This window comes from Exiguobacterium oxidotolerans JCM 12280 (assembly GCF_000702625.1).
Lineage (GTDB): Bacteria > Bacillota > Bacilli > Exiguobacteriales > Exiguobacteriaceae > Exiguobacterium_A > Exiguobacterium_A oxidotolerans.
In genome coordinates this window covers 242,402-267,194 of record NZ_JNIS01000001.1, presented here as the reverse complement: position 1 = coordinate 267,194, position 24,793 = coordinate 242,402, and the positions used below count along the sequence as shown (strand labels likewise).

25 protein-coding genes, 1 tRNA gene and 2 pseudogenes are annotated in these 24,793 nt (G+C 42.8%); 17 read left to right on the top strand and 11 right to left on the bottom strand.

Features of this window, described 5'->3' with window-relative positions; translation table 11 throughout:
- Positions 1 to 20 precede the first annotated feature (20 nt).
- On the top strand, positions 21 to 596 hold the full coding sequence (locus tag P403_RS0101470; protein ID WP_029330551.1) for a deoxycytidylate deaminase: 576 nt from the start codon (positions 21 to 23) through the stop codon (positions 594 to 596).
- Positions 597 to 845: 249 nt separating this feature from the next.
- Here P403_RS0101470 and P403_RS0101465 read toward each other — a convergent pair whose 3' ends face one another.
- Positions 846 to 1,331 carry a hypothetical protein gene (locus P403_RS0101465; protein WP_029330550.1) on the bottom strand — a complete coding sequence of 162 codons (486 nt, stop codon included), beginning with the start codon at positions 1,329 to 1,331 and terminating at the stop codon, positions 846 to 848.
- A 144-nt stretch (positions 1,332 to 1,475) separates the two neighbouring features.
- On the opposite strand from P403_RS0101465, the gene P403_RS0101460 reads away from it, so the two are divergent.
- From P403_RS0101460 to P403_RS0101450, 3 genes are read left to right on the top strand one after another with little or no spacing between them, the layout of a single operon-like run.
- Positions 1,476 to 2,666, top strand: a complete 1,191-nt coding sequence (locus tag P403_RS0101460; RefSeq protein ID WP_051667283.1) for an HD domain-containing protein — start codon at positions 1,476 to 1,478, stop codon at positions 2,664 to 2,666.
- Positions 2,667 to 2,678: 12 nt separating this feature from the next.
- A complete protein-coding gene (locus P403_RS0101455; RefSeq protein ID WP_029330540.1) occupies positions 2,679 to 3,638 on the top strand; it encodes a CobW family GTP-binding protein in 960 nt (319 codons plus the stop codon).
- A complete protein-coding gene (locus P403_RS0101450) occupies positions 3,631 to 4,026 on the top strand; it encodes a ribonuclease HI family protein (protein ID WP_029330538.1) in 396 nt (131 codons plus the stop codon). Before P403_RS0101455 ends, P403_RS0101450 begins: the two co-directional genes overlap by 8 nt.
- A gap of 57 nt (positions 4,027 to 4,083) precedes the next feature.
- Here the strand turns inward: P403_RS0101450 and P403_RS0101445 are convergent, their stop codons facing one another.
- Entirely contained in the window at positions 4,084 to 5,376 is a 1,293-nt protein-coding gene (locus tag P403_RS0101445; RefSeq protein ID WP_029330536.1) for a hemolysin family protein, read from the bottom strand.
- A 119-nt stretch (positions 5,377 to 5,495) separates the two neighbouring features.
- Between P403_RS0101445 and fumC the strand changes: the two genes are divergently transcribed.
- Both fumC and P403_RS16255 read left to right on the top strand, forming a co-directional pair.
- Positions 5,496 to 6,890 carry a class II fumarate hydratase gene (fumC, locus tag P403_RS0101440; protein ID WP_029330534.1) on the top strand — a complete coding sequence of 465 codons (1,395 nt, stop codon included), beginning with the start codon at positions 5,496 to 5,498 and terminating at the stop codon, positions 6,888 to 6,890.
- Between the two features lie 83 nt (positions 6,891 to 6,973).
- A complete protein-coding gene (locus tag P403_RS16255) occupies positions 6,974 to 8,494 on the top strand; it encodes a diguanylate cyclase (RefSeq protein WP_051667280.1) in 1,521 nt (506 codons plus the stop codon).
- A 107-nt stretch (positions 8,495 to 8,601) separates the two neighbouring features.
- Here P403_RS16255 and P403_RS0101430 read toward each other — a convergent pair whose 3' ends face one another.
- Genes P403_RS0101430 through P403_RS0101420 form a run of 3 tightly spaced genes read right to left on the bottom strand, consistent with a single transcriptional unit; the run spans position 8,602 to position 10,534 of the window.
- Positions 8,602 to 9,081, bottom strand: coding sequence for a dihydrofolate reductase (locus P403_RS0101430; RefSeq protein WP_029330530.1), 480 nt, complete (start codon positions 9,079 to 9,081; stop codon positions 8,602 to 8,604).
- Positions 9,078 to 9,872: a thymidylate synthase gene (locus tag P403_RS0101425; protein ID WP_029330528.1), complete on the bottom strand. Its 795-nt coding sequence runs from the start codon at positions 9,870 to 9,872 to the stop codon at positions 9,078 to 9,080. Before P403_RS0101425 ends, P403_RS0101430 begins: the two co-directional genes overlap by 4 nt.
- 47 nt (positions 9,873 to 9,919) lie before the next feature.
- A complete protein-coding gene (locus P403_RS0101420; RefSeq protein ID WP_029330526.1) occupies positions 9,920 to 10,534 on the bottom strand; it encodes a hypothetical protein in 615 nt (204 codons plus the stop codon).
- 217 nt (positions 10,535 to 10,751) lie between these two features.
- On the opposite strand from P403_RS0101420, the gene P403_RS0101415 reads away from it, so the two are divergent.
- A complete protein-coding gene (locus P403_RS0101415) occupies positions 10,752 to 12,419 on the top strand; it encodes a glycoside hydrolase family 13 protein (RefSeq protein ID WP_029330524.1) in 1,668 nt (555 codons plus the stop codon).
- A gap of 45 nt (positions 12,420 to 12,464) precedes the next feature.
- On the opposite strand, the gene P403_RS0101410 is transcribed toward P403_RS0101415, so the two are convergent.
- The 3 genes from P403_RS0101410 to P403_RS0101400 form a co-directional block, all read right to left on the bottom strand.
- Entirely contained in the window at positions 12,465 to 12,821 is a 357-nt protein-coding gene (locus P403_RS0101410; RefSeq protein WP_029330522.1) for a PilZ domain-containing protein, read from the bottom strand.
- Between the two features lie 89 nt (positions 12,822 to 12,910).
- The gene (locus P403_RS0101405; protein ID WP_029330520.1) at positions 12,911 to 13,609 is read right to left on the bottom strand and encodes a queuosine precursor transporter; all 699 of its coding nucleotides are present in this window, start codon (positions 13,607 to 13,609) and stop codon (positions 12,911 to 12,913) included.
- A 92-nt stretch (positions 13,610 to 13,701) separates the two neighbouring features.
- On the bottom strand, positions 13,702 to 14,184 hold the full coding sequence (locus P403_RS0101400; protein ID WP_029330518.1) for a GNAT family N-acetyltransferase: 483 nt from the start codon (positions 14,182 to 14,184) through the stop codon (positions 13,702 to 13,704).
- A 213-nt stretch (positions 14,185 to 14,397) separates the two neighbouring features.
- On the opposite strand from P403_RS0101400, the gene P403_RS0101395 reads away from it, so the two are divergent.
- A complete protein-coding gene (locus P403_RS0101395) occupies positions 14,398 to 14,712 on the top strand; it encodes a hypothetical protein (protein WP_029330516.1) in 315 nt (104 codons plus the stop codon).
- A gap of 41 nt (positions 14,713 to 14,753) precedes the next feature.
- On the top strand, positions 14,754 to 15,551 hold the full coding sequence (locus P403_RS0101390) for a class I SAM-dependent methyltransferase (protein WP_029330513.1): 798 nt from the start codon (positions 14,754 to 14,756) through the stop codon (positions 15,549 to 15,551).
- A gap of 68 nt (positions 15,552 to 15,619) precedes the next feature.
- Here the strand turns inward: P403_RS0101390 and putP are convergent, their stop codons facing one another.
- Together putP and P403_RS0101380 are read right to left on the bottom strand one after the other, a co-directional pair.
- On the bottom strand, positions 15,620 to 17,092 hold the full coding sequence (gene putP, locus P403_RS0101385) for a sodium/proline symporter PutP (protein WP_029330511.1): 1,473 nt from the start codon (positions 17,090 to 17,092) through the stop codon (positions 15,620 to 15,622).
- A 333-nt stretch (positions 17,093 to 17,425) separates the two neighbouring features.
- The gene (locus tag P403_RS0101380; RefSeq protein ID WP_029330510.1) at positions 17,426 to 18,595 is read right to left on the bottom strand and encodes a MalY/PatB family protein; all 1,170 of its coding nucleotides are present in this window, start codon (positions 18,593 to 18,595) and stop codon (positions 17,426 to 17,428) included.
- 147 nt (positions 18,596 to 18,742) lie between these two features.
- On the opposite strand from P403_RS0101380, the gene P403_RS0101375 reads away from it, so the two are divergent.
- The 7 genes and pseudogenes from P403_RS0101375 (at position 18,743) to P403_RS0101345 (ending at position 22,148) form a co-directional block, all read left to right on the top strand.
- A complete protein-coding gene (locus tag P403_RS0101375; protein ID WP_029330508.1) occupies positions 18,743 to 18,940 on the top strand; it encodes a hypothetical protein in 198 nt (65 codons plus the stop codon).
- A 99-nt stretch (positions 18,941 to 19,039) separates the two neighbouring features.
- Positions 19,040 to 19,110: transfer RNA gene (locus tag P403_RS0101370), tRNA-Thr, on the top strand.
- 174 nt (positions 19,111 to 19,284) lie between these two features.
- Positions 19,285 to 19,389 (top strand): annotated as a pseudogene (locus P403_RS16495) (helix-turn-helix domain-containing protein); the annotation flags it as partial.
- A gap of 61 nt (positions 19,390 to 19,450) precedes the next feature.
- The gene (locus P403_RS0101365; protein ID WP_029330502.1) at positions 19,451 to 20,338 is read left to right on the top strand and encodes a helix-turn-helix domain-containing protein; all 888 of its coding nucleotides are present in this window, start codon (positions 19,451 to 19,453) and stop codon (positions 20,336 to 20,338) included.
- A gap of 18 nt (positions 20,339 to 20,356) precedes the next feature.
- Positions 20,357 to 20,776: a helix-turn-helix domain-containing protein gene (locus P403_RS16250; RefSeq protein ID WP_051667278.1), complete on the top strand. Its 420-nt coding sequence runs from the start codon at positions 20,357 to 20,359 to the stop codon at positions 20,774 to 20,776.
- Positions 20,773 to 21,230 (top strand): annotated as a pseudogene (locus tag P403_RS16990) (hypothetical protein). Before P403_RS16250 ends, P403_RS16990 begins: the two are co-directional and overlap by 4 nt.
- 102 nt (positions 21,231 to 21,332) lie before the next feature.
- Positions 21,333 to 22,148, top strand: coding sequence for a helix-turn-helix domain-containing protein (locus P403_RS0101345; RefSeq protein ID WP_029330495.1), 816 nt, complete (start codon positions 21,333 to 21,335; stop codon positions 22,146 to 22,148).
- Here the strand turns inward: P403_RS0101345 and P403_RS0101340 are convergent.
- The gene (locus tag P403_RS0101340) at positions 22,145 to 22,774 is read right to left on the bottom strand and encodes an FMN-dependent NADH-azoreductase (protein WP_029330493.1); all 630 of its coding nucleotides are present in this window, start codon (positions 22,772 to 22,774) and stop codon (positions 22,145 to 22,147) included. The two genes, P403_RS0101345 and P403_RS0101340, sit on opposite strands and share 4 nt — an antisense overlap.
- 167 nt (positions 22,775 to 22,941) lie before the next feature.
- Here P403_RS0101340 and P403_RS0101335 point away from each other — a divergent pair, with 167 nt between their 5' ends.
- Positions 22,942 to 24,786 carry a putative bifunctional diguanylate cyclase/phosphodiesterase gene (locus P403_RS0101335; protein ID WP_029330489.1) on the top strand — a complete coding sequence of 615 codons (1,845 nt, stop codon included), beginning with the start codon at positions 22,942 to 22,944 and terminating at the stop codon, positions 24,784 to 24,786.
- Positions 24,787 to 24,793 lie beyond the last annotated feature (7 nt).

Sequence of the window (24,793 nt, the reverse complement as noted above, 5' to 3'; positions counted from 1 at the left end):
TTGTTTAAGGAGTGAACGTTATGGATCCGAAACAAGAGAAATGGGATACGACCTGGTTACTGTTTGCCCAGATGATGGCAGAACGTCATTCGAAATGTGCCTCGAAGTCTGTCGCATGCGTCATCGTCAAGGATGAAAAGCCAATTTCGATTGGAATCAATGGAACACCGAGTCAGCATGTGAACTGCAACGAAATTTTTTTAAAGCAACACGAAGTTTTCTATAAATCAATCAATGAAAATGTGTTGGAATCTGATACTACTATACATAATGGCGAAGTTTTTTATCGTTGTAATAACCAACAAGAACATCATGAGTGGTCAAAGCAACACGAAATTCATGCGGAGATTAATGCGTTAGGAAAACTTGCTGCGGATTCGACGAGTGCGCGTCATGCGACGGCTTATGTCACGCATAGTCCGTGTCACGCGTGTAGTTTAGCTTTAATCGCTTCGAAAATTGATCGCGTCGTTTATACGACGGGTTATGAATACGGCGATGGATTAAACTTGATGCGCCAAAGTGGGATTGAAGTCGTACATTTGCCATTAACGGAACAATATTTTCTTGAGAAAATTTTAGATAAAGGGTTGTAAACGCTTCCATTGCATTGTATGATGAAATCAAGCATTGCCATGGTAATTATTCACTCTTCCATTCGGGTTGATTTCTAACGAGATCAACCCACTTTTTTTGAAAATCAATTGACAGAACCTCCAATATCTGTGATGATGATGATAGAATATGACGAAGCGGAACGCCGCATTTTCATAACATACACCTTTCAAGGAGCTGGAATGCCAGGTCGTTGAAAAAAGTCCTGACTCACTCGAGTCAGGACTTTTTTAATGAGAGTGGGTGACGCAGGTTGACTCTTGCAGGCGACGTGCCCGAATCGAACACTTCTGTGCTGCTGCACCACAGAGAACACTTTGTAGGCGTTGACAAATGATATCGACTTGTGTCTGATGGAGAAAAAGTTTTTGGATGAGACGCGCGAAGATGGCATCGTATGAAGACGATTGTCTTTTGATTGCATTTGGTGTCATGCTGTTCAGTTCTGCGGTGCTAAATCCCGCATCACTACTGAAAGCGGACAAGACGAGTAACTTGACGAGGTCGGATTGAACGTCGAGTCCGGCATGCTGTACTTGAACGCAACATAAGTGGAGCTCCTGCTCGATTAACGCCTGTAAAGGTGATTCATCTTTAGCCGTTTTGCCATAGGCGACGACGGCCAGCCTCAGTTGAGCACGTGTTGCTGGATCGACTGTATCTCGCACTGTGTGCATCACGACATCATAACTTGAAGAGAGTGAGCGAAGCATCATGAAAGTCCTCCTTAATTGGAAGTATTGTACATATGCACTCATCATAGCCGATTAAGTAAACGCTTACAATCATTCTTTTGTTTTGTACAGGTGGTGAGCGACTTTGATATGATGGACAATAGAGATGAGAGGAGTGATTCGGAAATGATTCGCTTATTTAAAGCAATTCCAGAGCAACAGATGCCGCCTTACCTTGGGGATGAATTTGTGGTTGACGTATCGAATGCGTCAGGCGGCTTTTTGATTGAACGTCACGTTCCGGGAGAACAAATCGAAGAAACACTTTTAGTCGCTTCTGCGGAAATCAGAACGAGTCAGACAGGACGTGAATGGTTACAGTTTACATTCAATTCATCGAGTGGTTCTTGTAAAGGAAAACAATGGTTGAATCAAGGAACGGCGGAAGAGGCGATGCGTCCTTATCTAGAGACGCGGATCGTCCGCGTTACTGCCAAAGTCGAGGAATACCCCGTCGACTCGGGGAATAAGTCGTTGACTGTTCAACGCGTCAAGGCCGTCCATGATGTCGCTGGAACGACATTGCTACCTCAGATGCCGATAGAAGAGTCTGCGAGCGATTACCGGGATCAATTGATTGGTCTAGTCGAGCAAATGCAACAACCTTACCGCCAGATTGCCCTGCGTTGTCTAAACACGTATTGGGACGATTTTTCGACGAGGCCAGCGGCATTGTTCCATCATCATGCCTATATTGGTGGGTTGATGAAGCACACAGCTTGTATGATGACGATCGCGGCAGGAATCTGTCAATCGGAGCGACCTTATTTGACGTTACTCCAATGTATTCAAGAAGCAGAAGCTGATCATAAAAACGATTTATTTCAAGCTCCTGAGCGGGCGACACGTCAGTTTGCCTGGGACGACAGCTTCGATTCCCTTTATCAAGCGGCACGATCGATTACGCTTCTCGATCAAGCACCGAATCAGGATGAACTCTTGTTAGGTGTCCTGTTGCATGACATCGGAAAGATTTGGGAGTATAATCATCTCGGCGCAACACCAAGTCGCTTCACGGACTTACTGCAAGTTGATGCGGTAGAGGAAACGTTATCCGGTATTGCGGTTGATCCGCTCGGAAGTCTAGTCGGACATATGCCATACGGCTGTTTCGTGTTCGAACGTGCGTTGCGTGACGAGGCAATCCGGATTCCGTTAGACATGCATCATCGGATGATGCATCTCATCTTATCGCATCATGGAAAAAAAGAATGGGGTTCAAGTGTCACACCACAAACAACGGAAGCATGGTATTTGCATGCGATCGATTTATTGGACGCACGAAAAGAGAAATGGCGAACGGCACAACTGCTGTAAGGAGTGAAAGTTATGCAAGAACGAATTAAAACGACATTGATTACGGGTTTTTTAGGAGCGGGAAAAACGACACTGTTGAATCATATTGTCTCCCATCCGACCGAAAAGGTGGCGCTGCTCGTCAATGAGGTAGGATCAGTCCATATCGATGAAGCTTTGATTGAACGAAGTGACGAAGAGATGATTGAATTGACGAATGGATGCATCTGCTGTTCAATTCGTGGCGATTTACGAGAGGCGTTATTACGGATTGCTAAAAAACGACGCGCAGGTGAGATGGTGTTCGATCGTTTATTGATTGAAACGACAGGAATTGCTGATCCGGGCCCGATCCTCCAAACCTTCTACTTTGAACCGGCAATTGAACAACAATATCAACTCTCGAGCGTCATTACGGTCGTCGATGCGTACCATCTCGAACGTGAATTGACGTTTGAAGAGAATGTCAGACAAATTGGCTTTGCCGATGTTTTGTTACTGAATAAAGTGGATTTGGTATCGGATGCTGTACGAACCGACATCATTGCCCGGCTCCAAGTCTTGAATCCGACGGCCCATATCATTCCGACAGTCGAGTCACGTGTCGAGGTAGCAAATTTATTTGAAACATTCCATTTTCCAAAAGCGGAAGAAGAACGTTTATTACAACAAGATGATCGCTTCGAACGAGCGGCGGATTCGTTCACGGCATTGACGATTACGGAAGTGCAGCCGTTGAATCGGAATCGTTTCGGTGCCGTTTTGCGTGAAGTACTCGAAGCCTATGCGGAAGATTTATACCGCTATAAAGGAATCATTCATTTTGCGGATACGGATCAAAAGACGATTCTTCAAGGCACCGGAATGATTTACGGAACAGCGGTACGTGGAATGTTCGAGCAAGAGAAACAAACGACACTAGTTTTCATCGGAAAAAATTTAGATGAACAAGCGATACGAAAAGGTGTAAAGGCGGCGATTGAACATGGTTGAAATGTATTTTGATGGGGCTGTTCGGCCATCGAATGATGACGCGACGGTAGGAATCTTCTGTAAGAATTCAGCAGGAGAAGTCATCGAACGGACGTTTCGGATTACCGCGGTTAACAATCATGAAGCGGAATTCCAGGCGTTTGCCCGAGCGGTCGAGTTAGCGGAAGAATTATTGAACGCAGGAGAAAGTGTCTTTTCGTTCCGGACGGACTCGGAAGCAGTTTCGTTAGCGGTTGAACGCGAGTTCGCCAAGAACAAGCGCATTCAAGTGTATTTTGATCCGGCGTTCGAACGGTATTCACAATTACCACTGGCATTCGTCAAGTGGATTCCGCGGTCTGAAAATAAAGCGGACCGTGTGGCACGTGAAGCATTAAATGAATTTTAATTTAAAAACGACCTTCTTATCCGAGTTACTCGGTATAAGTAGGTCGTTTTTCTGATATTACAAATCAGGAGCGACTTTTTCGATTAAGACTTGATCGATGCGACGCCCATCCAAATCGACGACTTCAAAACGATAATCGGCAATCATGACGTGACTGCCACGCTGTGGAAATTCGCCGAGTGTATATAAAATCAGTCCAGCTACCGTATGATACGCATTCTGGACTTCACCCGGAAGTGGCGTCGTCAAACCAAGCGTTCGTTTCAAATCATCGATATGCAACAACCCGTCTGCTAAATAGGAGCCATCACTTCGCATGATCAGCTCTGGTTCTTCTTCGATCGTTGAAATTTCTCCTACGAAGGCTTCCAATATATCAAATAATGTTATCATTCCTAAAAACCCACCATATTCATCGAGGACAAAGGCAATCGAGACGGTTTCTTTCCGCATCCGCTCGAGTAAGTCTGTTGCTTTGAGCTGTCGAGGAACAATAAGCGGTGTCTGGATGTAGCGTTCAATCGTCAAGGCGGGAGTATCGGATGCTAAGACTTCTTTCGCATCGATATAGCCGACGAAATGATCCAAATCATCGTGTCCGACGGGTAAGTTTCGGTGCTTCGCCCGACGTAAATCGTTTAAGATTTGTTCCGGTGAATCATTTAAATCAATCCACTCCGTGACGGTCCGGGGTTCCATTAATTCATAGGCGTATTGATCGTGGAACGCAAAGACACGAGAGACTTGTTCGGCTTCCGAATCTGCAAAGATTCCTTCCTGAGCACCACGAATCAACAACTGTTTCACCTCATCTTCTGTCTCATCTTCGCTTTCGAGACGATCGAGACCAATCAATCGGAAAATGCCACTCGTCGACTTACTCAAAATGTAGATGAATGGACGCAGGAGTGTTGAAAAAAAACGCATCGGTTGGGCAAGCCACATCGTGACACGTTCCGGACTGACGAGAGCAATCCGTTTCGGGACTAATTCACCGATGACAAGTGAAATATACGTGATGATTGTGACGACGAAAATATATCCGAGCGTACTGGCATAGGCTTCGAGCCAAGAAAATTGACCGAGCCAGCTGATGACGGGTTGCGATAAAGCAGCGCCGCCGAACGCGCCGTTGACGATTCCAATCAAAGTGATGCCGACTTGGACCGTCGATAGTAAATCCGTCGGACGATCTAAAAAATCAAGCGCGATTTGAGCTGATTTTTTTCCTTCATCCGCATACTGTTGCAATTTCTGGCGTTTTGAAGACAACAGCGCAAGTTCGGTCATTGCAAAAATCCCGTTTGCGACGATTAATAGTAAGACAATCGTCAGATTGATAAACCACATACTGCATTCACTCCTTTTCGATTAACAAACTATTCCCCAAACAACGCTCTATCATTCCCATTCAACGTTTTTTCCGTTAAACTGATAAGGTGTAAGATGAAAAAAAGGGGGAAACAACAATGGAATATCGTCTAGAGCGAGACACGATGGGGGAAATTCGTGTCCTCGATTCAAAGGAATGGGGCGCACAAACACAACGGAGTTTGGAGAACTTTAAAATCGGTACAGAAAAGATGCCAATCGAAATTATTCGTGCCTTTGCCGTCTTAAAAAAAGGTGCAGCATTAGCCAATCGAGACCTGGGTGTACTCGACCGGGAAAAGGCAGACGTGATTGCAGAAGTTTGTGACGAAATCATCGCGGGGCAATACGATGAGGAGTTTCCACTGGTCGTGTGGCAGACGGGGTCCGGCACACAATCGAACATGAACGTCAACGAAGTGATTGCACGCGTTGGGACACGTAAGTTACAAGAACGTGGTAGCGACTTGACGATTCATCCGAATGATGACGTCAATAAATCACAAAGTTCAAATGATACATATCCGACGGCCATGCATATCGCAGCCAAAACGGTCGTCATCGATGACTTGTTCCCGGCGATTGAAGCCATTCATGCGACGCTTGACGAAAAAGCGAAGGCATTTTCTGACATCGTCAAGATTGGACGGACACATTTACAAGACGCGACACCGATTACACTTGGTCAGGAAATCAGCGGTTGGGTCCGAATGCTCGATTTATCAAAAAAAATGATTACGTTGACGCTTGATCCATTGACGGAGCTCGCGATTGGAGGAACGGCTGTCGGGACAGGGATCAATGCCCACCCGGAATTCGGAGACCGTGCCGCTCAAAAAATGAGTGAAGAAACAGGTAAATCGTTCGTCAGCGCGGAAAACAAATTCCATGCTTTGACGAGCCACGATCAGCTCGTGTTTACGCACGGAGCGATTAAGGCACTGGCGATGGACGCGATGAAAATCGCTAATGATGTCCGCTGGCTCGCGTCAGGTCCACGGGCAGGAATTGGTGAAATCACGATTCCTGAAAATGAGCCGGGTAGTTCAATCATGCCAGGGAAAGTCAATCCGACACAGAGTGAAGCGTTGACGATGGTCGCGGCACAAGTGCTTGGAAATGATGCGACGATTGGATTTGCTGCAAGCCAAGGAAATTTTGAGCTGAATGTCTTCAAACCGGTCATTATGTATAATTTCATTCAGTCCGTTCGTCTGTTGACGGACGCGCTCCATTCATTCAACGACCACTGCGCAGTAGGTATCGAGCCGGAACGAGCAGTCATCGATGAAAATGTTGAGCGCTCGCTCATGCTCGTCACGGCCTTGAATCCACACATCGGGTATGAAAATGCAGCGAAGATTGCAAAAGCTGCACATAAGAATGGAACGACGTTAAAAGAAGCGGCATTGGCGACAGGATTATTGACAGAAGAACAATATGACTCCTGGATTGTTCCAGCCGATATGATTAGTCCGAATTTAAAGGCTTAATCTGAAAGTGAGGGTGCCTCCCTCGCTTTCTCTTCACTCGAAGCAACACTGCTTCGGTTGTAAAGAAAGAGGGGGAGGATGTTTTGAAAAATAAACAAATACAGTTGGAGAAACAAATCAATCAGACGATTCTGATGGTAGAACGTTTATTGCGGATGAAATCCGTCCCGACAGCGGAATTACTAGTGTTCGCCAGTTGGCTTGAGCGGCTCGGTCAACAGGAAAGCATGGAGTTCTTTGCGCGACAGGCGACGCGGCTTGAACAAGAACTACCTTCAGGAGAAAAGACGATTGGTCATGAGGTGGTAAAACTTCAATTACGACCTGTCATCGACTATTTATCTGCATATGGTCGTAAAAAAATGGTACGAAAAGAATTAATCGTCTCAATCACGAAACGTTTTCTAGATAATGTCCAGTGGAAAAAGGCGTTGGAAAACGAACGTTACATGACCCGTTTTTTTGGATCAGTCGAAGATATGCTTGAGGTCGGTTACGATTTACCGACGGATGCATTGTTGATTGACTATGAACTTGTCCGGGCGTCAAAAAAGGTGCAGCTAGATAAGTTAATCAAAAAATTAGAGGCGACGTTCACCCCTTTGATTATCATCGGAGAGGAAGATCAACAGACGCGTCAATATTGTTACCAACTCGGAGCAGATGATTACTGGGATGAAACGGTGACGCTCATCGAACGACAAATCCGATTGAAACGGCTACTACATAAGCTGCGAATTGTCTCATCTACGATTCTTGTTGATGAACTGACCGGGGCGTTCAATCGTAAATACTTACAGAATGCTTTTCAACGGCGTGTGTCACGCCTTGCGCGTGACGGTCAATTATTTGCACTGGCAATCTTTGATCTCGATCATTTCAAGCGGATTAACGATTTACATGGACATCCGACAGGGGATCTCGTGCTATCTGAGCTTGCCTCTTTAACGAAACAAGCAATTCGCCAAGAGGATGAAATGATTCGATTTGGTGGAGAAGAATTTATGTTGCTCTTTAGTACAGAGCATGTGGAAGCTGCGTGTGTAACGATGGGGAAAGTTCGGGAACGAATCGAACGGCATACATTTCCTAACGGTCTAAAGGTCACCGTTTCAATCGGTGTAACGCTTGTCTCTCAACCATCGTTCGACCTTGAAGAGATGACGTCCGAAGCAGATGAAGCACTTTATCAAGCTAAACGAAAAGGACGGAACCGTGTCGTGGCATACTCGGTCGCAACGGAAAAAGAAAAGATTGAGGGCTTGATAAAAATTGACGGAATGCCTTTGCAGAACTTGAGTCAGCTTGAAGTACCGGAGCATCCAAAATATCATTTCCGTGTCTTGCCTTACGAGGATTCGGCAGGGGCTGTAATGCAACTTAACTTTGTTCCGTTATCGATGATTGCGGAAGCAGATTTTCGTTTGCTCGATCAATGGAAACACGAACGCGAACATACGATTGAAACGATTGTTACTGTCACGGAGGAAAGTACGTTGCTTGGAGAAGCATTACAACGGGGTGTCGTCGATTACTGTCTACTTCCCCTTGAATCGAATCAAATCGAAGAACAGATTCGGCAATGGGTGCTTCGTTTATCATGATGAATAATGTAAAAAACGTCCTCTTCCTTAATTTAAGGAGGAGGACGTTGGAGTTTACAGACCTAAGTGACGTTATTTACAGACCGACGATTAAAAGAATCCTGTTGTCATTCCTGTTCATAACATTTTATCGAGAATGCAAATGTATTTTCTTTGTTAGCCGGATAAAATGTTTCTTCTAGTAAAGTGAAATGCGAGGGGATGGAAGGATAAAAAACATCCCCGTCAATCTCGGCTTCAATTTCGGTCACGTAGAGACGTTTCGCAACTGGCAAGGTTTGACGGAACAGTTCGCCGCCCCCGATCAAAAAGACTTCTTCTTCTGAATTAATCATAGCAGGGAGTGAATCAAGATTGTACCAAATCGTGACACCGTCTGCTTGAAACTGTTCATCCCGCGTAACGACGATGTTTTGTCGCCCGGGTAACGGACGTCCGATCGATTCAAAAGTCTTTCGCCCCATGATGATCGGTTTGCCGAGTGTCACGCGTTTAAAATGAGCGAGGTCAGCTGGAAGGTGCCAAGGCATATCATTGTCACGACCGATGACACGATTTTTCGTATAGGCGACGATATGTGAAATCATACGGCGACGACTCCTTTTATGTGTGGATCGGGATCGTACCCTTCGATGATGATGTCTTCAAAGCGGAAGTCCTCAATTCGAGTCACTTCGCGGGCAAAACGAAGCCGCGGGAGTGGTTTCGGTGTCCGACTCAATTGAAGACTGACTTGATCCATATGATTGGAGTAGATGTGTGCATCTCCTAACGTATGGACAAAATCCCCGACTTCGAGTTTACAGACATGTGCAATCATATGTGTCAATAAGGCGTATGACGCGATATTAAACGGAACGCCTAAAAAGACGTCTGCCGAACGCTGGTAAAGCTGACAAGAAAGCTTGCCATCGGCGACGTAGAATTGAAACAAGAGGTGGCACGGCGGTAACGCCATCTCGTCTACTTGTCCTGGATTCCAGGCGCTGACAATGAGACGGCGAGAATCTGGATTTGTTTTGATTTGCTCGATGACATTTGCGAGCTGATCAACTGTCGTTCCGTCTGGCTTAGGAAAGGAACGCCATTGTGCTCCGTAAACCGGACCAAGATTCCCGTCTTCGTCTGCCCACTCATTCCAAATTCGAACTCCGTTTTCTTGTAAGTAAGCAATGTTCGTATTTCCAGAAATGAACCAAATTAATTCATGGATGATTGATTTCATATGTAATTTCTTCGTCGTGACCATCGGAAATCCGTCCTTAAGCGGGAACCGCATTTGATGACCGAAGATGCTCATCGTCCCGGTCCCCGTCCGGTCTTCTTTTTTTGTCCCGTTCGTCAGAATTTCATGACATAAGTCGTGATATTGTTTCATTTGCAAAACTCCCCCTCTAACTCTCTATTCCCTTATTGTATCTGAAATCAGGAAGATGAGCTAGAGACGTGACGGCGAAAGAGATAGCTGAACAGTCCGAATAGTGGGAGGAAATCGCGCCACATCAACTTTTTTTCATCGCGTGAGCGAATGCGGTATAACATAAAAATTTGTAAAATATAAAACATCACGAGGTCGACGGTCATTGTTCGGACGAACTGATTCGTCATGAAGTAAAGCAAGAAAATCGACCAGTCGGAACGGGCTAACGCAATCCAGATGATGCACGCTGAAAGAACAGCTAACAGAGGAACGGCAATCAATATCCAAGTGCGCCGACGAAACGGAAGAAATGTCTGTCGCGGAATGGAGAGTGCGAGGTAAGGCATCAAAACGAACGATCCAAGGGCGAAGGCGCCGATACTGGCTAACATCGGTGATGGTTTTAAAAATCGTTTTTCGTCTAAAAACAGCATAAAGAATGCAAGCGGATAAATGCCTAACAGTGTAAATAGGCTCAGGGCTGACGTATCAAATTGACTTTGATCAAACCGAAGAAAAGAAAATAAAAAACCGTCCGGAAAAACACGATTGTTTCCGAAGGATAAAATAAAGACGATGGCAACAATCCAAATTAAAAATAAAAAATAACGACGATACACGATGAAACGCCTCCCTTCTCAAATTATTTTCCTCAATCAGTATACTTTAAACATCAAAAGTCTGTGGAAACGGATGTAAAGGTACTGTTTAAAATATTGGAATTCACTTGTTTTAAGTCAAAATGACATGGTACGATGGCGATGAAGTCTTTGGAAGCGCTTAACCGAAATGTGCAAGCGTTTGCCTAAAGCAATCATGGAGGAGTGATGACAAAGTATGGAACAAAAATGGTGGCATGATAGTGTTGTCTATCAAATTTATCCGCGTAGCTTTAATGATTCGAATGGGGATGGAATCGGGGATCTCGTCGGAATCATTGAAAAACTGGATTACTTAAAATTACTCGGGATTGACGTCATCTGGTTGAGCCCGGTCTATGATTCGCCGAATGATGACAATGGGTATGACATTCGGGATTATGAAGCGATCATGCATGAGTTTGGGACAATGAATGATTTTGATCAATTGCTTGATCAAGCGCACGCACGGGGGATTAAAATCGTCATGGATTTAGTCGTCAATCATTCTTCAGATGAGCACGCTTGGTTCGCGGAGTCGCGCAAAAGTAAAGACAATCCGTATCGGGATTATTATATTTGGCGGGCGGCGAATGACGATGGGACGTTGCCGAACAATTGGGGTTCGATTTTTTCGGGACCGGCTTGGGAATTAGATGAAGCGACGAATGAATATTACTTGCACCTCTTCTCGAAGAAACAACCGGATCTGAACTGGGAAAATGAACAGTTGCGCAACGAGGTTTACGCGATGATCACGCGCTGGTTAGACCGTGGAATTGATGGGTTCCGGATGGACGTCATCAACTTGATTTCGAAAACCCCTGGTCTGCCGGATGCGGATGTTGCACCGGGGGCATTATATGGTGACGGGGGACAACACTACGTCAATGGTCCGCGGATTCATGAATACTTAAAAGAGATGAACGATGCGTCGTTCGGGAACTATGATGTCCTGACCGTCGGGGAAATGCCGGGCGCGACGACGGAAGATGCGATTTTATATACGGATCCAGCGCGTGACGAGGTCAACATGGTCTTTACGTTTGAACACATGGACTTAGATTCAGGGCCAGGTGGAAAGTGGGACGTGTTACCGTTTGACTTACAAAAATTAAAAGATAACTTCACGAAATGGCAAGTCGCGCTACACGACAAAGGATGGAACTCACTCTATTGGAACAATCATGATCAACCGCGTGTCGTCAGTCGCTTCGGAAATGATACGATGTACCGGGTCGAATCGGCGAAGATGCTCGCGACGTTGTTACACTTGTTAAAAGGAACACCGTACATCTATCAAGGAGAAGAAATCGGGATGACGAATGTCGCTTTCGAGACAATTGAAGAGTATGAAGACATCGAGATTCGGAACATGTGGCAGGAACGGATGGCCCAAGGAGCAAATCCTGAAGCCTTACTGCAGGCGGTTCACAAAAAAGGCCGCGATAACGCACGGACACCAATCCAGTGGAATGCAAAGCAACATGGAGGCTTTACGACAGGAACGCCGTGGTTGAAAGTCAATCCAAATTATCGTGAAATTAATGTCGAACGGGCGCTAGAAGATCCGAATTCGATTTTTTATTACTATAAGAAGCTGATTCAGTTACGTCATGAACACGATTTGGTCGTCTATGGGAAGTATGCGTTGCTCGAAACGGCTAATGATATCTATGCGTATTCGCGGACTTATGAAGGAGAAACGTGGTACGTGTACTGTTCGTTTGCAGAAGAGGAGACAACAGTTGAGGTCGCACACGATACCACGGATATCATAATTGGAAACTATGCCACTGCCCCAACGAATACAGATCAAGAAGTCGTTTTGCGTCCATATGAAGCGGTTGTCTATCGAACGGAATAAAAAAGCAGCCCTTTTCTCATGGAGAAAGGGGCTGTTTCATCACACTTAACGTTCATTTTTAGCGATATGTTTGACGGCTTGAACAATCGTGTCACGGTCTTGTTTTGTTGTGTGTAGGTGTAGTCCGTATAACCGTTCCGTTCCAATCCACTTCTCGTGTAACAGTTGCCCTTCAATTTTTAAAGGTTCCGTATTGGCAATCAATGAAAACTCGACGATGATTGTTGTCGTTTTCTGTAAAGGCAACTTGAGTGGGGTCGTGATGGCGATACCACTTGGAGAAATATTATGGATGTGCATCAAGCCAGCTGGTGTGCGGCGTCCGTCTTTAACGAGATGAAATTCACCTGTGATTGGCTCTTTAAAGGTATAGCGAAAAGGTTCATTCCGTTTGATTTTCAATCATCCCACCTCCCACTCCCCATTATCCGTTAATTCAATGAAATCTTCCATCCCCGATTTGATGAATGAAGTCATTGGGTTTTTTGATGTTAGGCTGCGAGATCCGTCGAATCAGCAGGAGGGTTCATCCGTTTCGCGATATACATAAACGGTGTCGCGAGCCATGCGATGACGAACTTCGCAACATACGTCGTCAAAAAGATTTGCCACCAAATATCGAACGGGAGACTGTGAAAAGCAATCGCGCAAAACGTCAACGTATCGAGCAATTGACTGATGACTGTTGAACCGGTTGTTCGAAGCCATAATTTTTTTTCACCTGTCTTTTGACGAATCTTCGAATACATGAAGACATCGAATAGTTGTGAGACCAAATAAGCAGAAAGACTACCGAGTGCAATCCAAGGTAATAAACCAAACAATAAGTTCATCGATGAAGACATGTCCTTCGCAAAAGCATCATTTAGGGGTGAGTAAAGGAGACTGTATTGCATGAGGATGGTCGTAGCAATTAAAGAAAAGAATCCTAAGAACACACCTTGACGCGCTACTTTTTTTCCGTATTTTTCATTCAAGATGTCCGTCGCAAGATAACAACTTCCATACACGACGTTTCCTAATGTAAAAATGTACGAGTAGATATCGACTTGTTGCGTTACTTGGATATTGGCGATGATTGTCGCAATCGCAATCCAGACCATCAATCCCGTTCTACCGAAAAAACGATAACTGAGTAATAACAATCCCATCGTTAAGATAATCGAGGGGAACCATAACCATTCATTCATAAATAATGTGCTCCTTTCTAGGTCATACAGAGCAGAATTTTACGCGTATTTTTAAAATATGTCAAAAAAAAGACGCTCGAGAGCGTCGGTGGTCAATCGGGACGTTGAAGCGAATAACGTTTTCGACGGCCTTTGACGAAGTACCCGTCTGATTCCTGAAAGTCATTGGAAAGGAAAATTTTCCGTGCGATCTGTTCATGAGGTGACGTCGGTAAGACACGAGCACGTACTTCGTATACTTCAAGGACATTCGATGTATGCAAGGCAGACTGAACAGCCTTTGTTCCATAACCGTTCCCGCTGTATGAATCAAAAATCATCAAATCGAGCTGGAAGTAATGACCCATTTTTAATAACAAGACACGACCGACGACTTGGTCTTCGACGATAACGTCAAAATAGAAATCCTCTGAGTAACTATGTTCGATTGAATCAAAGGCACGCGTTGTCCCGAGTTCTTGATCGTAGCCTCGAATTTCTTGTTTCGTCAGTCCGTAAGCCGGTTCGCCATACTTTACGAAATGTTCGAATTCCACTTGATCTACATGTCGTAGTGTTCGACGTTTTAAATCCATGACGTTATCCTCCTCTGATAGCAATTACCTGTGCATGTTCATTATAGCGAGTAAAAGAACGAAAAAGCAAAAGATAGCCGATGGGAAAAGGAGCAGGGAGCTCTCTAAAAAAGTGTTCGGAAGCACCTGTAAACGGAATGTCGTTGTATCATTTGACGTCGAATATGGTAAAGTAATGATGTAGACATATATGTATTGGAAGGAGATGGAAACATGTTCACTGAACGAGATGGGATTAAATTGCGCCTCGAGCAAATCGAACGACTGTATGCTGATTTGAATCGTGAGGCGAAACAATTGACGGAGCGCTTACGTCAGTTGGATGAGCAAGGTGATGATGTCCGACATGATGTTGCGTTAAATAAAGAAGATCGGGATCATTTGAAATCAAGTATCGATGAGACGTTGCAGGCATTATTGCAACGGACGACAGTCGACGCAAAAGTCGAGCAAGAAAAACAGGAAGATTTGATTTCTAAAAAAGCACTCATCGAAGATATCGAAGGGTTATTGAAGAAAAAAAAATAAGCTGGCCTGGGCTAGCTTATTTTTTGTGGGAGTGAAACGAAGTGAAGAAAGAAAACGTGTTGCTGACGACATGTTTAAGACCGACCGCTACCGTCAAAACACGCTTACATCAGTTGATGCAAGAGGGGGCGCTGGACTTTCATCTTGTCGAACGGAAAAAAATGAGCATCCATACATTGCAGCAAACTTACCAGTTACCGGTGCTCGTCGTCGACAAACAACGACTTGAGTATTATGCGTTAGAGGAAAAAACGTCATTTTTCTTTCACCCGTCCAGTGCCGTCTTTCGGATCAAGCAGTTTGACACGACAGGTTATGACCCACTGATTGCGATTGCGTGCTTAGAAGAGGGCATGACGGTCCTTGACTGTACATTAGGTCTAGGATCAGATGCAATCGTCATGAGTCATGCTGTTGGCTCAAGTGGTCAAGTCGTAGCGTTAGAGAGTAAAGCAGAAACGGCACTCATCGTTCGTGAAGGACTGATTGCTTGGCAAGAAGGCTATGAGCCAATCAATGACGCGATGCGCCGGATCGAGGTGCTGAACGAACAACACATCCGTTATTTAAAGACCTTGCCCTCGGATTCGTTTGATGTCATCTATTTTGATCCAATGTTTGAAAAGACAGTGACGGAGTCGACGCATTTGAATGGCCTGCGCACTCTTGCTGACTATGAAGTATTATCGATTGAGGCAATCGAGGAAGCAAAACGAGTCGCAAAGAAACGAATCGTTTTAAAAGCCCATTTTGAGAGTGAGTTGTTTAATCAATTTGCTTTTGAGCGTATTAAACGGAAATCATCGAAACTTCATTATGGTGTAATTGAATTGTCGTAACCCGAGTACACCAAAAAATCTCCACCCATATCAGTCAGGGACTGAACAGGGTGGAGATTTTTTAGTGTTTATTGTGTGATTTCTTTTAATTCTTCTTCCATATCGTTGAATTCTTCTTTTACAGCATCCACCGGTTGCTTCGTAAGAAGACTGACGATGACAGCAAAGAGTAAACTTGTGAAGAACCCAGGAACCATCTCATAAAGCGTATCGCTAAAGTTGAGTTGGACCCATAGGATGACGGTGACGGCACCCGAGATAATACCGGCGAGCGCACCTTGTTTCGTCATCCGTTTCCAGTAAAGTGAAAGCAAGATGATTGGTCCGAATGCAGAACCGAAACCAGCCCATGCGTAACCGACAAGTGAAAGAATCGTTGCTGAAGGATTCCAAGCAAGAAATGTTCCGATCACTGCGATGGCTAAAACTGCACCACGACCGATTAAAACAAGTTGTTTGTCTGACGCTTCTTTATGCAGGAACGTCTTATAGAAGTCTTCCGTCAGCGCACTTGATGTAACGAGTAGCTGTGAAGAGATTGTCGACATGATTGCTGCCAAAATAGCTGCCATCAAGAAACCAGTAATATATGGGTGGAACAAGACATCAGCGAAACGAATAAAGACCGTTTCTGGGTCACCGAGTCCATTACCCTGTCCTTCAAAGTAGGCAATCCCGACGAGACCTGTCAACATCGCACCTAAAATTGAGAAGAACATCCAACCGATCCCGATGCGGCGTGCTTTCTTTAAGTCCTTAACAGAACGAATTGCCATAAAGCGAACGATGATGTGGGGTTGACCGAAGTAACCAAGTCCCCAAGCGAGGAATCCGATGATTCCGAGGACAGTCGTTCCTTTAAACGGATCAAACAGTGTAGGATCTAAGTTGTCCGCATAGTTGAATGCGCCGTCGACACCACCAACATCCGTCAAAGCGACGATTGGTACGAGGATGAGGGCGACGAACATGATACAACCCTGGACGAAGTCGGTCCAACTGACTGCGAGAAAACCGCCAAAGAGTGTATAGGCGACAACGACCGCAATCGTCAAGAGCATACCATAATGATAATCAAAGCCAAATGAACTTTCGAACAATTTACCACCCGATACGATACCGGCTGAAGTATAGAACGTAAAGAAGACGATGATGACGATCGCAGAGACCGTCCGTAAGATACGTGACGTATCTTTAAAGCGATTCTCTAAGAAGTCTGGAATCGTGATTGAATCGTTTGCCATTTCCGTGTAAAGACGAAAACGTGGAGCAAGAACGATATAGTTGATGTAACAACCAATCAGTAATCCTAATGCGAGCCAAAGTGCTGAAACGCCTGTAGCATACATGGCACCAGGAAGTCCCATCAGCATCCAACCACTCATATCAGAAGCACCAGCAGACAAGGCCGTGACGCCCGGTCCTAAGTTACGACCACCTAACATGTAGTCTTCCGTGTTTGTTGTTCGTTTATACGCGATGTAACCGATGGCAAGCATCATAACGAGATACAAGCCAATTGAAATCCATTCTTGCGACATAAAAATAAATCCTCCCAAAGCATTTAGTTGTCATCATCTGTTCAAGATAAAAAAGTTAAAAAGTGAACGCCGATGACTTATTTGTTCCCAACCTTACAGGGGCTAAAACCACATTGCAAGTCCTTGCAAACAGGTGGAAAATGGCTTCAAGCTTAGTCTATCAAGGGATTGGGACACTTTTCGTCCCTGTTAAAGTTCTAATTTTCTGAATTTTGACATTGGATTGTAATATTTATATTTAATTTTTGTGTTTTTAAAAATAATTAACTGGTGTATAATGTCTGGAAATAAAAACAGACTAGCATGTGCTAGTCTGTTTGATGTATAAAATATTTAGTTCAAGGTGAGATACGCGGCATGTAGCCGGTCGAGTGCTTCGTCTAGTTGGCGCCGTGGGCATCCAAAGTTCAAACGTTCGAATGTCACGCCATTCGTTCCGAATGGTTTTCCATGGGTTAAGGCGAGGGATGCTTGTTCGACGAGCCAAGACGCACGGTCATCTTCTGTCAATCCGAGGCGCTCAAAATCAATCCAAAGTAAAAAGGTTGCATCGGGTTTGACGACAGATAGTAACGGCATCTCCGTTTCGATTCGTTTGAGGGCATGATCACGATTTTGCTCTAAATATACGAGAAGCTGGTCGAGCCATTGTTCGCTCGCTTCATCCTCATAGGCAGCGATGATTGCCGTCGAGGCAAGCGCGTTCGGATGAACAAAGTTTGCTTGCTGGACACGTTCGATTTTTAAACGAATGCTTTCGTTCGGAACAACGAGGTAAGAAGCATAAAGTCCTGGGATATTAAATGTTTTTGAAGGTGCACTGACGAGAATTGCCTTCTCATATGAAAATGCTGAAATCGGATGGTGTTTGTTACCGGAAAAAATCAAATCAGCATGGATTTCATCGGATAGAAGATAAACGTCATATTTCTTGGCCAAATCAACAATCGTTTCTAGTTCACTCCGATTAAACACCCGACCGGTTGGATTATGCGGACTGCATAAAATCATCATTTTCGCAGTTTTCATCTGTGCTTCAAGACTCAAGAAATCAATTTCATAACGTCCCGCAATCAAACGAAGTGGATTTTCAATGAGCGTTCGATTATTCGATTGAATGATTTGGTGAAATGGAGGATAAACGGGAGTTTGAATGATGACCTCGTCACCCTCATCGGTCAGTGCCAATAGGCTGTGTGCTAGAGCAGGGACGACGCCACTTGAATAAAGGAGCGATGATTGTTCAATCTGTTGATCATAACGTTTCAAAAACCAGTTTTGAATGGCTTGTTTGGCTCGATCTTCGAATAGGGAATAACCAAAATGACCATGTGCAATCCGTTTTGTTAATGCCCCGACGATCGAATCTGCTGGTCGGATATCCATATCGGCGACCCACATCGGAAGTAATTCTTCTGCTCCATATAAATCTTTTAAGCCGTCCCATTTGACCGAACCTGTCAATTTTTTATCAATGATTTCATCAAACATGTGATCTTTCATTTGCCTCGACTCCTTCGTAAAATAGTATGCATGTCTTCACCTTAGCGAACGGATTGAAATTCAGCAAGCTGAAAAATTGTAGGTTTTAGAGTGTACGCTTTTGGGAAAAACCATAATCGTACACAAAAAATAGACGGGGTGAATAAGATGTTGCATTCAAAAGTATTGGTAGGACGTACGCCTGAGGAGTTAGAAGAACGAATGAATCATTTCTTCGAAGAAAACGGAGTCGGTTCAAATTCAATCATTACACTTAAGTTTTCTACATTCGTTGCATCAAAAGCAGACGAACATTACTCAGTTCTTATCGTGTTCGATAATTCGCTAACAAAAACCGTATTATAAGTAAATAACTCTTCTAAATTGGCAGACTTGGCAACGTCTGTCAGTTTTTTTATTGAAGAAATAATTCATCTAAGCTATACTGATATCAGAAATATGTACGCTTCCGTAGGTTAATGGCAGACCTCAGCAATGGTAATGCTGCAGTGCGAGTTCGATTCTCGCCGGAAGCATCGAATAATAAGTCTTCCGTAACAAGTAAAATTAACTTGGACGGGGGACTTTTTTTTATCAAATTAGGCGAGAATACGCCCACTTCTAAACGATACGGGTGAAGCCCTAGTGAAAGTGGGAGACGAATCGCCAACCTCTCTTTCGGGTATATGCTTTGCAAGAAGGTGAACATCATGTTGTCACACAAGGCCTACAAATTCAGAATATATTCGACAAAAGAGTAGGAAATCGTGATCGCGAAGACCATTGGTTGTTCGCGTTTCGTCTTCAACCATTTCTAAGCGAAGTGTAGATGGAGCCAGTTCAAGAATATCTGGAAGGGGTCTGAGTGAGAAAGTTATGAAGACATCACATCATTCAGTTGGAAAAAGAATAAAACAAAAACGGATTGAAAAAAAATTAACGCAAAGTGAGTTAAGTGATACGATTTGTAGTCAAGCGGAGTTAAGTAAGATAGAAAACGGTCTAAATTCACCAACGGTTCAGTTGCTAGGCTTAATCGCGAAACGACTAGGTACTTCAATTACTACTTTACTTGAAGATTATGAAATGACTGATCGTTTTCAAAATATTGATCGCCAGCTTCTTAGTTTAATGAGAGAAGAACAATACTTAGAACTGTTATTATTGATAGAAAATCGCTTTTCCCTGGAGAGTGATGATGAAATCAAGCTATTACTTAGATATCATCAAGTAATAGCCGAATATAGATTGCAACGAATTGATTTTCGAACAGCATCAGTGATTTTATTGCAGTTGGCTAACTCTAAAGATTTGGTATATGACGCACCAATGATGTATATAAGAATAAAAATGGCGATTTCGATTTTTTATGCGGAAAACAAACAATTTACACAAGCTGAAAAAATATATAAAGAATTAGAAACTACCGATTTCTTATCTGTAACAATGAAAGTACAACAACTAAAAGTTCTGTATAATCACGCCAAATTAGTATATAAAATCAAGGGATTTAAAAAAGGCGTTTTGATTTGTACCACGGGAATTGAACAAAGTGCGCAGTTGAATCACTTATCTTATATCGCCCATTTCTATTATCAACGTGCAGAATGTTATGAAGAAATGTATGGTTTCGATAATCGTACTCGAAATGATTACACGATGGCTTACGAATTGTTTAAAGCATTAGAAATGAAGCGTTATGTAAAAATTGTTGAAGATACAAAAAAACAATTTTTAAAACAGTTTCACCATAAACCAAAATAAAAAGAGGACGATGATCATATGGCTTCTTTTTCAAAATTAGTAGGAAGGCAACTTAAGTTATTGCGATTTGAGAAAAATATGACACAACAGGAACTATGCGATGGAATTTGCAGTCAGGCTGTAATCAGTAAGATTGAACATGGGAAAATTTCAACTACGATCGAATTGTTGCAAGAATTAGCAAAGCGTTTAAATGTTCCGATTTCTAGATTGTTTGATCGTGATGCTGAGTCTATTTCTTTTCAGAAACATGATCGGGAACTAACGCACGTTTTTCGTACTCATCAATTTGATGAATTAATTTCACGCTCGAAAAAACTCATTGAATCAAATGAAAATAAGGACATTGTGTTATTAGCTAAGTACTTTGATTTAGTTGCCTTAGAGGGGAAAAAAACATTGATTATCGTACTTGTATTTCAGAATTATCGTATTTGACCGAACAAGAAGCGATTTGGTATGAGTCACCTTTCATGTATTTGAGAATTAAAATGGCGATCGCAAACTATTATTACTTAAATCAACAATTTGTTCATTCAAAGAAGGTATACGTTCAACTATTGGAAATGGATTTTAATACGACTGAATTAAAGAAATTACGAATAAAAATTCTTTATAATCACGCGCAACAACTTTTTTTCAAGGTGATTATAAAGAAGGTAAATTAGTGACAGAAAGAGGAATCAATGAAAGTGTGCAATTATTTGATACTTCATTTTTAGGTCATTTCTATTATCAGAAAGCAAATTTCGATGAAAAGCTAGAGAATGATGTAGCGCAAATTGAATATGATTATACAATGTCTTATACACTTTTTTCTGCAGTAGAACTATCGAACTACGTGAAAATTGTGAAAGATGGAAGAAAACATTTTTTATTATTTACCTTTTAACTTAATAGAAATAGATTTTGTTAGCTAGGGGAGTAGGTAGATGGATACTACATTACCAAAATCAATCGGAAACGAAATCAAACGAATAAGAAAAGAAAAAAAATGACACAAGCAGCTTTATGTGACGGAATTTGTAGTCAAGCAGAAATCAGTAAAATTGAGAATGGACGAAATTCTCCAACAATCGATTTATTACAACAAATTGCGAAGCGTCTTCGTGTACCGATATCGTTATTGTTTCAAGATCAACATCAAAGCGAACAGTTCCGAGAAGTTGATCGTCGTCTAACTGAATTATTTCGTGAGCAAAATTTTGACGGACTGTTAATCGAGATAGAAAAAATCAAACAATCAGTTTTTAATAATGAGATTGTGCTCTTAGCAAGGTACTTTGAAATAGTAAGTGCTGAACGGTCAAAAAAGGTAGACTATCGCTCGAGTATTTCGCAACTCGCACATTTAGCGGATAAAGAAGACATCTGGTTTGAGTCTCCCAAAATGTTTCTTCGAATCAAAATGGCCATTGCAAATTTTTATTTTGAAAATGATCAATTCATTCACTCTGAAAATGTATACGAAGAAATTTTAGATTTAAATTATGATACGATAGAATTGAAAAAAACTCGCCTCAAAATCATTTATAATCATGCGCAACAGTTATCATTTCAAGGGAATTATAAGAAGGGATTTGAAACAGCGAACGTGGGAATAAAGGAAAGTCTCGCATTGGATGATGGATCATTTTTAGGTCATTTTTATTACCAACGTGGTTATTTTAATAAAAAAATGGGTGGTAATATTGACGAAATAAAGAAAGACTTTACACTTTCTTATACGATATTTAAAGCATTCAACATGCCTAACTATGAACAGCTAGTCATTGATAGCCATGTCGAATACTTGCTCTATCGTATCTAAAAATCCATCCCAGCCTTCTCACATGATGAGAGGGCTTTTTCGATTAGTTCTGCTGCTTGACTCGGATACTGTTGGTGCCCTTCGAGAATGATGGATTCGACATCCGTGATTCCGAAAAATTGCAGAATGTCCTGCATATACCGTACGGCATGGTCGGATTCGATTTTATCAGGCGTTGAATAGTCACCTCCACGAGAATGTAAGAGTAGTACACGTTTACCAGTCACGAGTCCGACGGATCCTTCCGCAGTATAATGAAACGTTTGCCCAGATTGCGCGAGATAATCCATATAGTTATGCAAGGGGGCAGGAACACTTAAATTCCACATTGGAAAAGAAAAAACGATTTTTTCTGATTCTAAGAAACGATTTAAATACTCTTGTAACCGTTCCGCCTGTTCGGCTTCCTCTTGATCGAGCGTTTCCCCTCGAAATAGCTTCGCGGCAGATTTAGCGAGACGTAAATCAAAAAAAGGAAGGCGTTCTTCAAATAAGTTTAGGATGGTAATCTCATCTTCTGGATGTTCCTTGCGATAGGAAGCAAGGAATGCGTTATTCATCTGTGAACTAAGACTTTTCGATTGATGTGTACTATCGTTGGCTTCGATAAACAGCAGATGGCTCATCGTTAAGCTCCTTTCTTAGCATATAATTCTTGCTTCTTTTAATGAATACCCGTTTCTCTTTTCATTTAGACTTTTCCAACTAAATCATTATTTTAGAAAAAATTAGGTTTTATAAGTAGGATCTAAAGGAAAAAGACAATTGGGTAGAACAGAAAAGAGGGATTCCTATGAAAAATCAGCAGCGACCTTCTTCCGCCAGTCTTCAGTATAATCGAGAAGCAAAAGCGAACTATCAGTTGTTTGGCTCCATCATTTTAGTTCTGACAAGCTCGGGTGCGATTTTGTATGTGCTTGCTAGTTTACTCAGTACATCCGGCTTGAATAGGTATGACCTTTTACGTGCTGGCCTTATTTTTCTCGTAGGCATTTGTCAATTTCTGCTTGGGAAAAGTAATATGTCGGATCGTCTTAAACCCCACGTGATGTCGAGTGTCTTTTTACTAATTCCATTCATCTATTATCCCTTCCTCGAAAGTGGTGCTCAGACCGTTTGGGCAGCTGCGATTCTATTTTTATTGAGTTCTCTTGTCGTCATTAATCGAACGATGCTCGGATATGCGACGGGGACGACGATTATTTCGCTCTTATACATTTGGTTTAATGCACCGAACGTCACGTCCGCTACTAATACAGCAGATTATATCGCACGAATCGGCTTAGTCATCATTGCTGCACTCATTAGTTTATTGATTCATCGTCAATACGTAACACGATTAGAACGTAATATCGAGTATCTTTCACGCTTACAAGAACAAGCCTTTCTTGATCCGGTAACAAAACTCGCCAATCGATCCTATTTCGTTCTTGAAGTCGAAAAAATTTCAAGCGAAGGAGATGCGATTTGTTTAATTGATTTAGATGACTTCAAAACGGTCAACGATGCCTTCGGTTACCGGACGGGGGATCGCACGTTGCATATGGTTGGGAGTAGACTCATGAATCGTTTTCCTGATTGTTTAGTTGCCAAAGCAAGCGGGAGTGCTTTTTTACTCCATGCGAAAGGTGGTGCTGGTATTGAACTGCTATGCGAGGAGGTTTTAACATGTGTCGCTGAACGCGTACAAATTGACTTCAAGCAAATTAATGTCACAGCGAGCATCGGTGTTTCTTTTATTTATGACGAATCCATTGATCATGTCATCAATGATGCAGAAATTGCATTGTTCACAGCTAAATCGAATCGAAAGAACACGTATGCGATTACGGATATAGAGACTCAAAACCAGCGCAAGCGAGCGCTTCAGCTGACACGCGATTTGTACGATGCAGAACTCGATCGAGATTTTTTTGTACTGTTTCAACCACAAGTAGAAGCAGACAGTCATAAAATTACTGGAGCGGAAGCGCTTGTGCGTTGGAATCATCCCCAGTATGGAATGATTTCTCCGTTAGAGTTCATTCCGATCGCGGAGCGGACGCGTTTTATTGAAACGCTAGGAGGATGGGTGATGCGGCGCGCCTGCGCGCAAGGAAAAACGTGGTTGGATCAAGGACATGGAGCGATTACGATTGCAGTTAATGTTTCTCCGTGGCAATTAAGGCAATCTGACTTTACCGAAAAAGTACTGACGATTCTTGAAGAAACACATTTTCCGGCATACTTGCTTGAAATTGAAATGACAGAACATATCTTTATCGAAGGAACCAATCAAATCATCGAAACCTTGAACGAACTTCACCTTCATGGGATTCGGATTGCACTCGATGATTTCGGAACAGGTTTTTCTTCAATGCAAACACTCGTAGAATTACCGTTCGACCAGTTGAAGATTCCTAAAGAAATCGTTCAGGAAGCAATCCGTTCGGATGAGAAGCGTGCGATCGTCGAGATGATTATTCAGTTAGGGAGACGGTTAAACATGACGATTGTTGCTGAAGGGGTCGAGTTAGTCGAAGAAGCGAGGTTATTAAATCAGTTAGGGTGTCATACGTTGCAAGGTTATTTGTTCCATAAACCTCTCCAAGCTATACAAATCGAACCCTTTTTAGCTAAAAATTATAGACAGGGCTAAAACACCG

Coding starts and splice junctions, on each gene's coding strand:
- fumC (WP_029330534.1), top strand. CDS start 5,496: ATGGAATATCGTCTAGAGCGAGACACGATGGGGGAAATTCGTGTCCTC.
- P403_RS0101375 (WP_029330508.1), top strand. CDS start 18,743: ATGTTGCATTCAAAAGTATTGGTAGGACGTACGCCTGAGGAGTTAGAA.
- P403_RS0101445 (WP_029330536.1), bottom strand. CDS start 5,376: ATGTGGTTTATCAATCTGACGATTGTCTTACTATTAATCGTCGCAAAC.
- P403_RS0101345 (WP_029330495.1), top strand. CDS start 21,333: ATGACACAAGCAGCTTTATGTGACGGAATTTGTAGTCAAGCAGAAATC.
- P403_RS0101365 (WP_029330502.1), top strand. CDS start 19,451: ATGAAGACATCACATCATTCAGTTGGAAAAAGAATAAAACAAAAACGG.
- P403_RS16250 (WP_051667278.1), top strand. CDS start 20,357: ATGGCTTCTTTTTCAAAATTAGTAGGAAGGCAACTTAAGTTATTGCGA.
- P403_RS0101395 (WP_029330516.1), top strand. CDS start 14,398: ATGTTCACTGAACGAGATGGGATTAAATTGCGCCTCGAGCAAATCGAA.
- P403_RS0101425 (WP_029330528.1), bottom strand. CDS start 9,872: ATGAAACAATATCACGACTTATGTCATGAAATTCTGACGAACGGGACA.
- P403_RS0101465 (WP_029330550.1), bottom strand. CDS start 1,331: ATGATGCTTCGCTCACTCTCTTCAAGTTATGATGTCGTGATGCACACA.
- P403_RS0101400 (WP_029330518.1), bottom strand. CDS start 14,184: ATGGATTTAAAACGTCGAACACTACGACATGTAGATCAAGTGGAATTC.
- P403_RS0101415 (WP_029330524.1), top strand. CDS start 10,752: ATGGAACAAAAATGGTGGCATGATAGTGTTGTCTATCAAATTTATCCG.
- P403_RS0101380 (WP_029330510.1), bottom strand. CDS start 18,595: ATGAAAGATCACATGTTTGATGAAATCATTGATAAAAAATTGACAGGT.
- putP (WP_029330511.1), bottom strand. CDS start 17,092: ATGTCGCAAGAATGGATTTCAATTGGCTTGTATCTCGTTATGATGCTT.
- P403_RS0101405 (WP_029330520.1), bottom strand. CDS start 13,609: ATGAATGAATGGTTATGGTTCCCCTCGATTATCTTAACGATGGGATTG.
- P403_RS0101455 (WP_029330540.1), top strand. CDS start 2,679: ATGCAAGAACGAATTAAAACGACATTGATTACGGGTTTTTTAGGAGCG.
- P403_RS0101470 (WP_029330551.1), top strand. CDS start 21: ATGGATCCGAAACAAGAGAAATGGGATACGACCTGGTTACTGTTTGCC.
- P403_RS0101450 (WP_029330538.1), top strand. CDS start 3,631: ATGGTTGAAATGTATTTTGATGGGGCTGTTCGGCCATCGAATGATGAC.
- P403_RS0101430 (WP_029330530.1), bottom strand. CDS start 9,081: ATGATTTCACATATCGTCGCCTATACGAAAAATCGTGTCATCGGTCGT.
- P403_RS0101335 (WP_029330489.1), top strand. CDS start 22,942: ATGAAAAATCAGCAGCGACCTTCTTCCGCCAGTCTTCAGTATAATCGA.
- P403_RS0101460 (WP_051667283.1), top strand. CDS start 1,476: ATGATTCGCTTATTTAAAGCAATTCCAGAGCAACAGATGCCGCCTTAC.
- P403_RS0101340 (WP_029330493.1), bottom strand. CDS start 22,774: ATGAGCCATCTGCTGTTTATCGAAGCCAACGATAGTACACATCAATCG.